Genomic DNA, 13,311 nt, shown 5'->3' with positions numbered 1-13,311 from the left:
CGCACCGGCCCGTGGGGACTGATGCGGGTCAGCTCCTCCGATCACGCCCGCCACGGCCTGCTGGCCCGCATCGAGGCCAGGCCGGAGCACGCCCAGGCCGTCGAGGAGCTGCTCACCGGCGCTCTCGTCCCGCACCTGCTGGCCGAAGCGACGGAAATCCTCCCGGTGGACATCCTGGCGGCCAGGCTGGCGTAGCCCCTGCCGTCGGCGGAGCGGCCGCGTTGTCCTGGGCTAGAGGTTGATCCAGTAGCGGCGCTTGGGACCGATCAGGGTCTCGCGGACGTCCTCCAGCACGCCGCCGTTGCGCTCGATCGTGCGCACCGACGCTTCGTTGTCGGGGTCACAGGTCAGCAGGACCCGGTCCATCCCCAGGACGCGCGCCTCGTGCAGGACGGCGGCCAGGGCCCAGGTGGCCAGCCCTCGCCGGCGGGCCGAGGGCCGGATGCCGTAGCCGATGTGGCCGCCCGCGTCGAGAAGGAAACCGCTCAGGTAGTGCCGCAGGTCGACGGCGCCCAGATAGGTGTCGCCCTCGACGATCCACCAGTACGTCGCGTGCACGCGGCCGTGCTCGACCGGCGCCGTACGGTCCGAGTACCGGAGCAGCCGCTCCACCCAGGCCGCGAAGCCCTCCGGGCTGTCCACGTCGTCGTCGGATCCGAGCCCGGCGCCGTCCATGGGGGCGTCGGGACCCGATTCCTCGTGCGCGGCGAGCCAGGAGCTGTGCAGGCGCGGGGTGGGGGTGATGAGCTCTGGCATACCTCGGACCCTAACAGTCCGAAAATCCGACCCGGCCGTCGTCACGTACTCATCAGCCCCGCCTCGGCACGGACGGCTTGTGGCCGGGGTACACGTGGTCGGGGGACACGATGCGGGTGATCGCCTCACCGAAGAACCCGCTGGGCTCCTGCCCGTCGTGCAGGACGTCGGTGTTGAGGAGGACGACCATGGTCGCCCGCGCCTGGGGCAGATAGACGGTGAGGGACTCGTACCCGGGGATCGAGCCGTTGTGGCCGATCCAACCCTGGACGTCGAAGATGCCCAGCCCGTAGCCGGCGCCCGGAATGCCGGTCGGGGTGGTCTTCAGGCGCTCGGCCTGGGTCGCGGGCGTCAGCAGCGTGCCGGTGGCGAGGGTGCGGGCCCAGCTGCGCAGGTCCTCCAGGTCGGAGATCATCGCTCCCGCGGCCCAGGCCCAGGAGGGATTCCAGTCGGTGGCGTCCTCGATCGTGCCCGAGGCGGTCTGGTCGGTGTAGCCGTGTGCGTACGGTGCGGGGAGGTCGGCGCCCGTGGGGAAGACCGTACGGTGCAGCCCGGCCGGTTCCAGGACGTCCCGCTCGATGACCTCGTGGAGCTGCCGGCCGGTGAGCTTCTCGACCACCAGCCCGAGCAGGATCAGATTGGTGTTGGAGTACTCGAACTTCTCGCCCGGCTGGAACTGCACCGGGTGCTTGAAGGCGTAGTCGAGCAACTGCTGTGGCGTGAGCGGGCGTTGGGGTTCGGTGTCGAGCACCTTGTCGAAGTCTTCGTCCTCGCTGTAATTGAAGAGTCCGCTGCGCATGCCGGCCAGGTCGCGCAGGGTGATGCGGTCCCCGTTGGAGACGCCGTCGATGTACGTGCCGATGGGGTCGTCCAGGCCGGCCTTGCCCTGGTCGACCTGCTGGAGGAGGGCGGTGACCGTGAACGTCTTGGTCTCACTGCCGATGCGCATGGTGAGGCCGGTCCTCATGGGGGCGCCGGTCGCCTTGTTCGCCACGCCGAAGGCCCTCACGTAGCTGCCCTTGCCGGGGGCCCACAGCCCGACGATCACGCCCGGAACCTGGGCCTCGCGCATGACCTGCCGTATGGCCGCGTCCAGTTTCGCCGCCACGGCCGGGGTGAGCTGCGAGAACTCCCCTCCGCTGTCCGGAGTGGGGGTGGGGGCGGGGGCGGCGGAGACGGACGGCCCGGTGGCGGGCGTCCCGTACTCGGAGGCCGCGGCGGCCGGGATGACGAGCAGACCCGCTGCGGAGGCGGCCACGCAGGCCCGGCGCAGACGTCTGTGCTTCGCTCTCACACCATGCCTCCTGTGGTACGAGGACCAAGGCGAGCAGCAGGTCCAGGCTAGGCCCGTGCTGTCGGGCCCGCGAGGCGAGCGGTCCGCTCCTTCCTGTTACTTCCCGTCCTGGGTGGCGGGCAGGGAGCCGGCGCGGGCGATGACCAGGGCGACGTCGTCGTGGTCGTCCGGCCGGCGCAGGGAGTCCAGGAGCCGGTCGCAGGTCTCCTCCAGCGGGCGTCCGGTGTCGGCGAGCAGGTCCAGGAGGAGGTCGAGACGTTCGTCGATGGGCTCGTCGCGCGTCTCGACCAGACCGTCGGTGTAGAGGACCAGTTGGTCGCCGGGCTCCATGCTCACGGTGGTGGCCTCGAAGGGGATGCCGCCCACGCCCAGCGGTGCGCCGGTGGGCAGGTCGAGCAGGCGGGGGGTGCGACCGGAACGGATGAGGACGGGAGGGAGGTGTCCGGCGACGGCGATGCGGCACTGGGCGCCGTGCGGGTCGTAGACGACGTAGACGCACGTGGCGATGGTCTCCTCGAGGGCCTCGGTGGTGCGGTCCAGTTGCTGGAGCACCTGGGGCGGGTCGAGCGCGAGTTCGGCGAGGGTGCGGGTCGCGGTGCGCAGCTGTCCCATGCTGGCGGCGGCGTTGATGCCGCTGCCCATGACGTCTCCGACGACGAGGACGGTGGTGTCGTCGGGTCCGGCGATGGCGTCGAACCAGTCGCCGCCGATCTCGCTGCTGGCCGCGGCCGGCCGGTACCGGGAGGCGACTTCCAGGCCGGGGGTGGGCGGCGGGTGGTGAGGGAGGAGGTGGTGCTGGAGGGCGAGCGCGGTGTGGTGCGCGTTGCGGTACCAGCGGGCGTTGTCGATGCACACGGCGGCGCGGGCGGCCAGTTCACCGGCCAGCACGATGTCGTCGTCGTTGAACGGCAGCGGGTTGCGGGTGCGTTTGAGGTCGAGGGCGCCGAGGACCTCGCCGCGGGCGATGAGCGGCACGGCCAGGTAGGAGCGCAGGCCTGCGCGGGTCAGGAGGGCGGCGGCGGTGCTGTCGCGGGCGATGTGGGAGATGTCCCGTGCCTGTACGTGGGCCACCAGGACCGGGTGGCCGGTGGTGGCGCACCGGGTGACCAGCCGGTCGGCGGCGTATCGGGCGATGTCCCCCGGCGGGTCCGCGGCGCGGACGGCCTCGCTGGGGAAGGCCGCCGCGACGGCCAGTGCGCGGAACACCGCGGGCTCGTGGGCGGAGGATCTCAGGGTCGGCCGGCCTTCGAGTACGGAGTCGAGGATGTCGACGGCGGCGATGTCGGCGAGCTCGGGCACGACGACGTCGGCGAGCTCACGGGCGGTCTGGTCCAGGTCGAGGGTGGTGCCGATGCGGACGGTGGCGTCCGCGATCAGGGCGAGGCGCCGGCGGCTGCGGGCGATCTCGATGGCCGCCTGGTGACTCTGGGTGACGTCCACCACGGAGGTGGCCAGGCCCAGGACCCGCCCGGTGGCGTCCTCCAGCCGGTAGTACGACACCGACCAGGCGTGTTCGGTGCGCTCCCCGCCGTGGGTCCGGCCGGCCGTGAACTGTTCGAGCAGCGGCGTACCGGTGGCCAGGACCTGGCGCATCGCCGATTCGGCGGCCTCGGCGTCGTCGAGGAAGGACAGGGCCTCGCGGACGCTCCGGCCGATGTGCTGGGCGGCGGGCAGCCCGTTGATCCGTTCCAGGGTCGGGTTGACCAGGACGTACCGCAGGTCCGTGTCCAGGACCGCGAGCCCGATCGGGGACTGGGCCACCAGGCGCGCGGACAGGGCCAGGTCCCGCTCCAGCTGGCGCAGCCGCGTACGGTCGGTCGCGATGCCCAGGGCGTACAGGTCTCCGTGCTCGTCGAGCAGCCGCATGTTGCGGAATTCCACCAGGCGCTTGCTGCCGTCCTTGTGCCGGACCGGGAAGGCTCCCGCCCAGTCCCCCGCGCCGCCCATGACCCGCGCGAACAGTTCCGTGAGCAGGCCGACGTGCTCCGAGGCGGCCAGCAGCCGGGCGGCGGGCCGGCCGAGTGCCTCCGCCGCCGTCCAGCCGAACAATTGCTCGGCCTGCGGGCTCCACAGTGCGATCCGCCCTTCGGCGTCGAGGACGACCGCCGCGACGTTCAGGACGTCGAGCAGTCCGCTCGGTGGGGAGACCCCAGCCTCGGCAGGCCGGGTCCCGCCGGCCTCCGACCCGTCGATCGCACCCATCGGCGACGCTCCCTTCCAGCACCGTCGGCCCGGCGTCCGCTCGCCGCCACCCGCCCTGCGGCGGCCAGAGGCTCACGGCTACCTCTCATGGTCCCTCCGAACCCGCCCGTCAGCGTCCGGAGCACTTCCGGGGGCCCGGTGGGGGGAAGTCGTCATCCCCCCGGCCGCCCGTTCACCCTCCCGGTCTCCTGAGCGCCGGGGCCGCAACCCCGTACGCTCGGCGGATGGCGAAATACTTCGATGTGCACCCCGAGAATCCTCAGCGTCGCACCATCGGCAACGTGGCCGACATCATCCGCTCCGGGGCGCTCGTCGCGTACCCGACAGACTCCTGCTTCGCGCTGGGGTGCCAGCTGGGCAATCGTGACGGCATCAGCCGGATCCGGTCGATCCGGAACCTCGACGACCGTCACCACTTCACCCTGGTGTGCCAGAACTTCGCTCAGCTGGGTCAGTTCGTACACATCGACAACAACGTGTTCCGCGCCATCAAGGCGGCGACACCCGGCAGTTACACCTTCATCCTCCCTGCGACGTCGGAGGTGCCGCGCCAGCTGCTGCACCCGAAGAAGAAGACGGTCGGAGTCCGGATTCCCGACCATGTCGTCACGCAGGCCCTGCTCGCCGAGCTCGGTGAGCCGCTGCTCTCCAGCACCCTGCTCCTGCCCGACGAGGACGAGCCGATGACGCAGGGCTGGGAGATCAAGGAGCGGCTGGAGCACGAGGTGGACGCGGTGCTGGACTCGGGTGACTGCGGCACCGAGCCGACCACGGTCATCGACTTCTCCGGCGGTGAGGCGGAGATCGTACGCCGAGGGGCGGGCGACACCACACGGTTCGAATAGACCTCTCACGATTAGGCCTCTCACGATCCGGCGCGTACGTCCGGGTGGAGGCCCAGGTACCGGTACGTGCCGGATTCGACCCGGTAGAGGTGGGCGAGGCGGTCTCCGGTCAGGACGTGGGTGGCGGCGTCGAAGGCCAGCGGCTTGGCCAGGCCTTCGTGGGCCGTACGGAAGATCCGGCGGGTCAGGCCGGCGCGGTCGCGCCCCTCCTCCCCCAGGCCGGTCAGGGCGGCGGCCACCAGACCCACCGCGTCGTACGCCTCGGCGGCCCAGCGGGCGGGCGGTTCCCCGTACGCGGTGCGGTGGGCGGCGACGAACCCGGCGGCGGCCGGGACCGCCCGGGGGTCGGTGAACAGTGCGCTGAACACCCATCCCTCGGCCGCCGGACCGGCGGCGGTGAGGAAGGCCGGTTCCATGGCGTGCTGGATACCGACGCGCGGACCCTGGAATCCGGCGTCGGTCAGGGCGCGGGCCAGCTGGGCCGCGCGCTGCGGTGAGGTGCCGGCGTAGACGGCGGCCTCGGCCCCGGCCTCGGTCAGCGCGCGTGCGGCGCCGGCGAAGTCGCCGCCGCCCACCGGGATCCGGTGGACGCTGAGCGTGCCCGTCGAAGGCGGGGTCTGGCGCAGGGTGCGGACGAGCGGCCAGGTGGGCTCGCCGCCTTCGGCGTCCTCCACCAGGCCCGTGCGGCGGACCGGCCGTACCCGGCTGAGGTAGTCGATCACCGGGTTGGCGAACCGGTCACCGGCCGGGCGGGTGGCGCACAGCGTCCGCCATTGCGACTGGGCGGTCTCCGAGCTGTCGACCGACACCAGCAGCAGGGCGAGGTCCGCCGTCCCGCAGGCGGCGGCCAGCTCGGGCACGGCCGCGTCCCAGGTGGGGCCGGTGAGTGCGACCACCGCGGGGTCGGCGACCAGTTCCTTGACCACCTGGGCGGCGCGCGCGGCGTCGCCGCCGTCGTCGGCGACGCGCAGGGCCAGCCGGAACGGGGCGTCCACCCGCCCGTTGTGCCGCTCCACGGCCAGTCTCATGCCGCGCTCGTGGGCCTGCCCGATCGCCCGGCCGGGCCCGGTCAGATCGGCCTGCAGGGCGAGGGTGAGGGTGGGCGGATTCCGGGCCGGCGGCGGCGCGCCGCCGGGCCGCTCGCGGCGCGTGGCGAACCAGGCGATCGGTGCGCCGGTGGCGGCGAGGCCCGCGCCCACCGCGAGCAGCCGCCTGCGCGTGAGACCACCGCCGGCCCGCGGCGCGTCGATCCGGGTCGGCTCCGGGACGGGCAGATCCAGGGCCCTGGTGGAGCGTTCGGCGATGAGCCGGGCCAGCGGGGGCGGCAGCCAGTCCTCGGCATCCGAGCCGGTCCGGTCGCCGCCGAGCAGGGCGCGCAGCTCTGCCGGTGTCGGCCGGGCGGCCGGGTCCTTCGCCAGGCAGGCCAGGACCGGCCCGAGCAACTGCGCCGGAAACCCGCCCAGTTCCGGCTCGTCGTGCACCGTACGGTAGACCACCGCGGCCGCGTGCCCGCCCCCGAACGGGCCGCGCCCGGTCGCCGCGTACGCCAGGACGCAGCCGAGGGAGAACACGTCGCTCGCGGCGCCCGCCGCCGGGCCGCCCGTGCGTGCCTGCTCCGGCGCCAGGTACCCCGGCGTTCCGAGGACGGCGTCGACGGCCGTCAGGGTGGCCGCTCCCTCGGCGCGCGCGATCCCGAAGTCGATCAGCCGGGGCCCGTCCGGGGCGAGCAGGATGTTTCCGGGCTTGACGTCGCGGTGGACCAGCCCGGCGGCGTGCACCTGCTCCAGCGCCTCGGCGAGCCGGGCGCCCAGTGTCCGTACGGCCCGGGCGGGCAGGGGGCCGTACGCGCCCACCGCCTCGGCCAGCGAGGGCCCGGGCACGAACGGGGTGGCCAGCCAGGGCTCCCCCGCCTCCGGGTCGGCTGCGACCACCGGGACCACCCAGCGCCCGGCCAGCTGCCCGGCGGCCTCCACCTCGCGGCGGAAGCGGATGCGGAAGTCCGGGTTCTGGGCGTGGTCGGCGCGGATGACTTTGACCGCGACCAGGGTGCCCGCGCGGGAGCGGGCGAGGTAGACCGTGCCCATGCCGCCCGAACCGAGGCGTCCCAGGAGCCGGTTGCCACCGATCGCGGCCGGATCGGCAGGGGTCAGGGGGCGCATCGGCGGCTACCGCGCCGGGGGCTCCGTGGCCGGGCCCGCGTAGCGGATGCGGCCACCCTCCACCCGGTGCAGGAAGTAGACGTTGCCCTTGAACTGCCGCCGGTCGTCGAAGGCGTACTCCTTGGTCAGACCGCGGAAGCTGCCCTGGGAGAGCGCGGTCAGCAGCCCGGCACGGGACGGGCGGCCGCCGCCCGGCGCGGCGGTGACCAGCCGGTCGATGACCAGGCGGGCCGCGTCGTAGGCTTCGGCAGTCCAGATGTCCGGGGCCGATCCGTACGTCGACTGGTGCGCGCGGGCCACCTCCGCGACCTCGGGGGCCTCCGGGCCGGTGTACGGCGTGCAGAACTGCCAGCCCTCGGCGGCCGGGCCGGCGGCGCCGAGGAACTCCGGGCCGGCGATGGTGTAGTCGGCCGCCCGGGGCCCCTTGAACCCGGCGGCGGCCAGCACCCCGGCGACCTTGGCCCCGCCTGCCGGATTGCCGGTGTAGAAGAAGCCGTCGACTCCGTGCGCGAGCATGTCGGTGACCACCGGGGCCAGGTCCTGGACGCCGCGCGGGACGACGCGCGCGTAGTGGGTGGCCCCGGGCGCGAAGTAGCCGATGGTGCGGCCGACCAGCAGGGCCGCCTGCCAGGTGTCCGTGTCGCCGGCGCGGTCGCTGAGGATGCCCATCCGCCGGACGCCCTGCTTCCCGGCCAGTTGGAGGTTGACGGCGGCGGCCTGGCCCGAGGAAATGGGGCAGCTCTGGAAGAAGCTGCGCCGGTCGGTGACGCTGTACGTGGTCGCCAGGGCCGACACGCTGACCAGGGGAACGGAGCTCTCGCCGTAGAGTTCGAGACACGGGATCACGGACTCGTTGCCGGTGGGGCCGATCACCGCGAACAGGTCGCGCTGGGCGATGAGTCCGGTGGCGGCAGCCGCCGAGCGGTCGGCCCGTCCGGCGTCGTCGGCCGTCGCGACGGTGAGTGTGAAGGGTTTGTCCGTACGGGAGTTGAAGGCTTCGACGGCCAGCCGCACCCCGCGTTCCTGCGCCTGTCCGGCGGCCTTCTGTGGGCCGGAGAGGTCGGCGTGCACGCCGATCACCCACTGCCGGGCGGCGGGCGCGGCCGGAGTCCTGGGCTTCTCGTCCTCGCGCAGTGCCAGCCACGAGGCCAGGCCGCCGCCGGCCGCGAGCACGGCTGCGCCGGAGGCGAGGGAGAGGAAACGCCTGCGGGAGGGCGCGGTCGTGCCGGGCGCGGGGGCCGCGTCCGGGTCGGCAGCGGTCTCGTCGATGCCCGGCAGGGCGAGCAGCGCGGCGGCGCGTTCGGCGATGGTGGCGACGACCGGGTCGGGCAGCCAGGCGGTGCCCTCCCCGGGGGTGTCCTCGGTCAGCGCCTCGTCCAGCTCGCGCGCGGTGGGGCGGATGTCGGGGTGTTTGGCGACGCAGGTCCGCAGCAGCGCGGTGAGGTCGGGGTCGGCGAGGATCTGCGGGCCGAAGTCGGGCTCGTCGTGGACGGTGCGGTAGAGCACCGCCTCGACGGTGCCGGTGCCGAAGGGCAGGCGGCCGGTGGCGGCGTACGCGAGGAGGCAGCCGAGCGAGAAGACGTCGCCGGCCGGTTCGGCGGGACGGCCCTCGGCCTGCTCGGGCGGGAGGAAGCCGGGGGTGCCGAGGACCGCGTCGGCGGAGGTCAGGGCGGTGTGCTCGCCGCCGCGCGCGATCCCGAAGTCGATCAGCCGGGGCCGGTCCATGCCGAGCAGCACGTTCCCGGGTTTGACGTCCCGGTGTACGAGGCCCCGCGCGTGCATCACCCCGAGGGCCTTGGCCATGGCCTTGCCGAGGACCCGTACGGCGCGCAGCGGGAGCGGCCCGTGGGCCGCGACGGCCTCGGCGAGGGAGGGACCGGCGACGAAGGCGGTGGCCAGCCATGGTTCGGGCGCGTCGGGGTCGGCGCCGGTGATCCGTACGGCCCACGGGCTGTCCACCTCGGCGGCGATCTCGGCCTCGCGGCGGAAACGCGCCCGGAAGTCCGCCTCGTCGGCGTACTCCGCGCGGATCACCTTGACGGCCGCGAGCGCCCCGTCGTCGGTGCGGCCGAGGTAGACCACGCCCATGCCGCCGGCGCCGAGCCGTCCGAGGAGCCGGTAGCCGGCGATCCGGGAGGGGTCCGGGGGATGGAGCGGCTCCATCAGCCCGCCGCCTTTCCGAGCTGCTGCTTGGCCTGCAGCATCATCCGGCTGGTGCCCTGGACCACGAGCGCGGTCAGGGCCTCCTCGCTGAAGCCCGCCGCGCCCTTGCCGGAGATGGCCACGGTGACCGGTCCGAACTGGGCCTGGGACCAGGTGTAGCGGTAGGGCCCGCCGTCCCGCGCGCTGACGTATTCGCCTGACTCGCTGAAGGCGTCCTCCGTCCACCCGTTCATCTGCTCGCCGAGGTAGAGGGCGCCGCCCCACAGGTTCTTGAGCTCCTCGCCCTCACGCAGCGTCTGGTTCGGGCAGCGCAGCACCTCCTCCATGGCGCGGGCGGTCTCCCAGCCGGATTCCTCGCGGTTGTGGTGGACGGTGACCGTGGCGTCGAGCCGTACGCGGCCGCGGCCGTCCTTGGCCGGGATGTGGAAGGAGCGGGTGCTCGTGGCGAGTACGTCGTCCGGCAGGCTCGCGGTCTGCCAGATGCAATCCTCGTCGAGGACACGCCAGCGGCCGGGGTCGCTCTCGAACGGGGTGCTGCGCACGACCTCGGGGCCGAAGGCCTCCTCGGCGATGACGACCCGGCCGAGCAGGGCGCGGGCCTCGGCGACCGTCGTCGGCTGCTTGGACTCGTCCAGCTCGGGTACGAGGGGGAAGCCGGAGCTGCTGGGTGCGGCGGCCGGGGCGCTGGCGCCGGGGCTGCCCGGGTCGGCGCTGCCCGGGTCGGACGACGCGGCCGGGGCGCCGCTCGTCGCGTCGTCCTTCGCCGCCCCGCCGGCCGTGCATCCGACGATGAGGAAGAAGCCCGCGAGCGCGCAGGCGTAAGCGCGCGGCGCCGCCGCACCGTTCCGTCCGCGTGTCACCGGTCCCCCCACGGCACGGATCGTACCCCGGCCGGAACGCGGGTAACTGGCTTATGGGAAAGGGAGTTTGGCTCAGCTCGCCGCAGGGCTTCGCAGGGCGTCGAGGGTCCAGGCGAATGCGTGGCGGGTGAAGCCGACGTGCGGGTAGTAGTCGACCGCGGCCGGCGCGGAGAGCAGGATCAGCTTCGCCTGGGGCGCCGCTTCCCGCGTGACCCGGATGAGGTCGCGGCCCACGCCCTGGCCCTGGTACGCGACGTCGACGGCAAGGTCGCTGAGGTAGGTCGAGTACGCGCCGTCGGTGAGGGAGCGGGCGATGCCGATGAGACGGCCGTCGTCGGCGCGGGCGACGACGACGAGGTTGGCACCGGCCAGCATCCGGGTGAACCGTTCCACATCGGCGACGGGGCGGCGCTCGGCGAGCGTGGACGCCCGGTACACGCCGACGACCTCTTCGACGTCCAAGCCGGCGCCGATGACGCGTTCACACTTCCACATGCCGTTCCCACTCCTCGCTCGAACTCTCGTCTTCGCACTCCATGATGAGGGAAGTCAAAGACAAACCGGTGGACCGGTATGTGGACCGCGCGAACTGGGCATGATGCGGGAGCGTCCGTTTCACGGGAAGGAGCGATGTGCTCGCTCAGGTCCTCACTTGGCTCCGACGGTTCCCGGGACGCTTCACCGGCGCCACGGACCGTGATGTCGACCCGGCGCACGCCCGGGCCCCCGTCTTCACCGCGGACTTCGGCTCGGCCGCCCAGTGGGTCGCCGGCCGGTCCTGGGCCTATCCGGACGGCGGCCCCACCAATCCCGGTGACAACAAGCTGGACTACCTGGTGGAGGACCCGTCCTACAGCCGCACCGGGACGTTCCGCGGCGTCCGCCGCCCGGACGGCAAGTGGAACACGGGCCTGCTGACCACCGAGGGCAGCGACGAGGGGTTCATGGTGCGGGCCGGGGACGTGCTGGAGTCCCGGGTGCGGCTGCCCACCGAGGTCGGGGCGTGGCCGGCGATCTGGACCTGGCTGAACGGCGGCAACGAGATCGACGTCTTCGAGTACCACCCGGACAATCCGGACCTGCTCGAACTCTCCAACCACGTCAAGGGCGGCTCGCACTACCACCGAGACCCCGCGGTCGGGCCCGGCGGCTGGGTGGACCTGAAGGTCGAGTTCGGGGCGCGCTCGGTCGTGTGGTGGGTCAACGGCACGCGGGTCTTCGCCGACCGGCGGGGGGTGGGACGCACCTGGCGGGCGTACCTCATCGTCAACCTCTCGGTGTGCGCCGGGCGCTATCACCCGGCGCCCGACCCGGACGTTTCGGAGATGTCGTTCGAGGTGGCGTACCTGCGCGTCAGCCGCCCCTGAATCCGTGCTGGTGCCGCAGTCCGGCGCGGTTCCACGTCCGGCGGTTCCACGTCCGGCGGTTCCACGTCCGGCGGTTCCACGTCCGGCACCTTCAGCGGCGCCTTCGCGCGGTCACTGCGTCGCGGCGCCTTCGGCCACGGGGGCGCCGCAGCTCTCGTGGCCCCAGCGGCTCCCGTTCTTGGTGATCATGTCGCCGACGGCGTAGGGCTTCCCGCAGGGGCAGCTGCCGGGGAACCTCGCCTTGATGGCCCGGGGCGCCCGGCCCGTCGCGGCGCCTTCGGCCGTGCGCTTCCCCGACGCGCCGGCCTTGTGCCGCGAGGGCGCGGCCGGGGCCGGTACCGGCATGTCCGGGCTGCCGAGGGCCGTGCCGGCAGGTTCCTGCGTCAGGGCCGCGTCGCTGGCGGCCTGGTCGGCGATCGCGTTCAGGTGGTCACCGTCCTCGCGGTGCGCCGGAACGTACAGGAACGTCACGTCACGGTCGGCCAGCAGCCGGTCGATCCGCTCGACGAGTTCACGGTTGGCGACCGGCTGGCCCGAGGAGGTCTTCCACCCGTTGCGCTTCCAGCCCGGCAGCCACTGCGTCACGGCCTTCATCGCGTACTGCGAGTCCATCCGTACCTCGACGGAGGTCCCGGGCGCGAGCGCCTCGAGCAGCCGCTGGAGGGCGGTCAGCTCCCCGATGTTGTTGGTGGCCCGCCCCAGCGGACCGGCCTCCCAACGCTCGGGGCGTCCCTGGGAGTCGGCGATGACCCATCCCCAGCCCGCCGGCCCGGGATTACCTTTCGCCGCTCCGTCACAGGCGGCAATGATGCGATCAGACATCCCCCGATCATGCCTCATCCCCCAGGGGTGAAAGCACCGCGGAGCAGGCGGCGGGTTGCGGCCCGGCTCGTCTGAGGCGAAGGCCGTGCGAACGGATCAGGGCCGCGCGGCGGTCGCCGCACGGCCCTGATCTCGTGCACCGCCCGTTCGACGGGCGGGCAGGGAAACGGTTCTCCGAGGCCCGGGCCTGCCGGGCCGCTCGGGGATCAGGCGGGGGTGATGTTCTCCGCCTGCGGGCCCTTCTGGCCCTGCGTGATGTCGAAGGTCACGGCCTGACCCTCCTGGAGCTCACGGTAGCCGGAGGCGTTGATCGCCGAGTAGTGGGCGAAGACGTCCGGGCCGCCGCCGTCCTGGGCGATGAAGCCGAAGCCCTTCTCCGAGTTGAACCACTTCACAGTTCCCGTAGCCATGTTCATGCCTTCCCGTTGACGTAACGTCCCCACACGGTGTGGAGGACGGAGGTGATCGCCCTGGTCCTACGGCACAACACAGCAAAACTGCCCACACCAAAGGGCACGGGCAAGGCACTTGGAACCACGACAGCTACCCGTGAAGGTACACGCCTGCACGCACGGTCACCAGGGGGAATGATCTCGCCTTCGCGGCGAGTTCCCACCCATGGGGGGACGCCTCGGGCGCGTCCGCCCCGAAAACGCGTCGAGTACCGCCCCGCGGATGCCGTAGGGTGAGGTCTACCGACGCGGGGTGGAGCAGCTCGGTAGCTCGCTGGGCTCATAACCCAGAGGTCGCAGGTTCAAATCCTGTCCCCGCTACTGCTCGGAAGGGCCCGGATCCTGAATGGATCCGGGCCCTTGCCGTCTTTGTGACGGCACTCACACGCCC

Annotated in this window: 12 protein-coding genes and 1 tRNA gene; 4 read left to right on the top strand and 9 right to left on the bottom strand. The window is 72.9% G+C overall.

Annotation, left to right across the window (positions count from 1 at the left end; all coding sequences use genetic code 11):
- Nucleotides 1-21 precede the first annotated feature (21 nt).
- Nucleotides 22-195, top strand: coding sequence for a hypothetical protein (locus ACZ4TV_RS19515; RefSeq protein WP_468135918.1), 174 nt, complete (start codon nucleotides 22-24; stop codon nucleotides 193-195).
- 36 nt (nucleotides 196-231) lie between these two features.
- Here ACZ4TV_RS19515 and ACZ4TV_RS19510 read toward each other — a convergent pair whose 3' ends face one another.
- The 3 genes from ACZ4TV_RS19510 to ACZ4TV_RS19500 form a co-directional block, all read right to left on the bottom strand.
- A complete protein-coding gene (locus ACZ4TV_RS19510; RefSeq protein ID WP_468135917.1) occupies nucleotides 232-756 on the bottom strand; it encodes a GNAT family N-acetyltransferase in 525 nt (174 codons plus the stop codon).
- 52 nt (nucleotides 757-808) lie between these two features.
- Complete coding sequence (locus tag ACZ4TV_RS19505) at nucleotides 809-2,050, bottom strand: serine hydrolase domain-containing protein (protein WP_468135916.1); 1,242 nt, start codon at nucleotides 2,048-2,050, stop codon at nucleotides 809-811.
- A gap of 96 nt (nucleotides 2,051-2,146) precedes the next feature.
- Nucleotides 2,147-4,252, bottom strand: coding sequence for a SpoIIE family protein phosphatase (locus tag ACZ4TV_RS19500; RefSeq protein WP_468135915.1), 2,106 nt, complete (start codon nucleotides 4,250-4,252; stop codon nucleotides 2,147-2,149).
- A gap of 224 nt (nucleotides 4,253-4,476) precedes the next feature.
- Between ACZ4TV_RS19500 and ACZ4TV_RS19495 the strand changes: the two genes are divergently transcribed.
- A complete protein-coding gene (locus ACZ4TV_RS19495; RefSeq protein WP_468135914.1) occupies nucleotides 4,477-5,097 on the top strand; it encodes an L-threonylcarbamoyladenylate synthase in 621 nt (206 codons plus the stop codon).
- 20 nt (nucleotides 5,098-5,117) lie between these two features.
- Here the strand turns inward: ACZ4TV_RS19495 and ACZ4TV_RS19490 are convergent, their stop codons facing one another.
- The 4 genes from ACZ4TV_RS19490 to ACZ4TV_RS19475 form a co-directional block, all read right to left on the bottom strand.
- Nucleotides 5,118-7,256 carry a bifunctional serine/threonine-protein kinase/ABC transporter substrate-binding protein gene (locus ACZ4TV_RS19490; RefSeq protein ID WP_468135913.1) on the bottom strand — a complete coding sequence of 713 codons (2,139 nt, stop codon included), beginning with the start codon at nucleotides 7,254-7,256 and terminating at the stop codon, nucleotides 5,118-5,120.
- A 6-nt stretch (nucleotides 7,257-7,262) separates the two neighbouring features.
- On the bottom strand, nucleotides 7,263-9,419 hold the full coding sequence (locus tag ACZ4TV_RS19485) for a bifunctional serine/threonine-protein kinase/ABC transporter substrate-binding protein (RefSeq protein ID WP_468135912.1): 2,157 nt from the start codon (nucleotides 9,417-9,419) through the stop codon (nucleotides 7,263-7,265).
- Complete coding sequence (locus tag ACZ4TV_RS19480; protein ID WP_468135911.1) at nucleotides 9,419-10,279, bottom strand: hypothetical protein; 861 nt, start codon at nucleotides 10,277-10,279, stop codon at nucleotides 9,419-9,421. The genes ACZ4TV_RS19485 and ACZ4TV_RS19480 overlap by 1 nt, the downstream gene beginning before the upstream one ends.
- A gap of 72 nt (nucleotides 10,280-10,351) precedes the next feature.
- The gene (locus ACZ4TV_RS19475) at nucleotides 10,352-10,774 is read right to left on the bottom strand and encodes a GNAT family N-acetyltransferase (RefSeq protein ID WP_468135910.1); all 423 of its coding nucleotides are present in this window, start codon (nucleotides 10,772-10,774) and stop codon (nucleotides 10,352-10,354) included.
- Nucleotides 10,775-10,911: 137 nt separating this feature from the next.
- Here ACZ4TV_RS19475 and ACZ4TV_RS19470 point away from each other — a divergent pair, with 137 nt between their 5' ends.
- The gene (locus tag ACZ4TV_RS19470) at nucleotides 10,912-11,646 is read left to right on the top strand and encodes a LamG domain-containing protein (protein WP_468135909.1); all 735 of its coding nucleotides are present in this window, start codon (nucleotides 10,912-10,914) and stop codon (nucleotides 11,644-11,646) included.
- Between the two features lie 111 nt (nucleotides 11,647-11,757).
- Here ACZ4TV_RS19470 and ACZ4TV_RS19465 read toward each other — a convergent pair whose 3' ends face one another.
- Both ACZ4TV_RS19465 and ACZ4TV_RS19460 read right to left on the bottom strand, forming a co-directional pair.
- Nucleotides 11,758-12,468, bottom strand: coding sequence for a ribonuclease H family protein (locus ACZ4TV_RS19465; protein WP_468135908.1), 711 nt, complete (start codon nucleotides 12,466-12,468; stop codon nucleotides 11,758-11,760).
- A 206-nt stretch (nucleotides 12,469-12,674) separates the two neighbouring features.
- Entirely contained in the window at nucleotides 12,675-12,878 is a 204-nt protein-coding gene (locus ACZ4TV_RS19460; protein WP_030384970.1) for a cold-shock protein, read from the bottom strand.
- Nucleotides 12,879-13,167: 289 nt separating this feature from the next.
- On the opposite strand from ACZ4TV_RS19460, the gene ACZ4TV_RS19455 reads away from it, so the two are divergent.
- Nucleotides 13,168-13,241: transfer RNA gene (locus ACZ4TV_RS19455), tRNA-Met, on the top strand.
- Nucleotides 13,242-13,311 lie beyond the last annotated feature (70 nt).

Source organism: Streptomyces sp. NPDC028910 (assembly GCF_055564955.1).
The sequence above is the reverse complement of the archived record's forward strand: the minus strand, read 5'-3'. Positions and strand labels throughout refer to the sequence as shown.

What these genes read in the sequence shown, in the direction of transcription:
- ACZ4TV_RS19515 (WP_468135918.1), top strand. Translation starts at nt 22, where the DNA reads ATGCGGGTCAGCTCCTCCGATCACGCCCGCCACGGCCTGCTGGCCCGC.
- ACZ4TV_RS19510 (WP_468135917.1), bottom strand. Translation starts at nt 756, where the DNA reads ATGCCAGAGCTCATCACCCCCACCCCGCGCCTGCACAGCTCCTGGCTC.
- ACZ4TV_RS19500 (WP_468135915.1), bottom strand. Translation starts at nt 4,252, where the DNA reads ATGGGTGCGATCGACGGGTCGGAGGCCGGCGGGACCCGGCCTGCCGAG.
- ACZ4TV_RS19495 (WP_468135914.1), top strand. Translation starts at nt 4,477, where the DNA reads ATGGCGAAATACTTCGATGTGCACCCCGAGAATCCTCAGCGTCGCACC.
- ACZ4TV_RS19490 (WP_468135913.1), bottom strand. Translation starts at nt 7,256, where the DNA reads ATGCGCCCCCTGACCCCTGCCGATCCGGCCGCGATCGGTGGCAACCGG.
- ACZ4TV_RS19485 (WP_468135912.1), bottom strand. Translation starts at nt 9,419, where the DNA reads ATGGAGCCGCTCCATCCCCCGGACCCCTCCCGGATCGCCGGCTACCGG.
- ACZ4TV_RS19475 (WP_468135910.1), bottom strand. Translation starts at nt 10,774, where the DNA reads ATGTGGAAGTGTGAACGCGTCATCGGCGCCGGCTTGGACGTCGAAGAG.
- ACZ4TV_RS19465 (WP_468135908.1), bottom strand. Translation starts at nt 12,468, where the DNA reads ATGTCTGATCGCATCATTGCCGCCTGTGACGGAGCGGCGAAAGGTAAT.
- ACZ4TV_RS19460 (WP_030384970.1), bottom strand. Translation starts at nt 12,878, where the DNA reads ATGGCTACGGGAACTGTGAAGTGGTTCAACTCGGAGAAGGGCTTCGGC.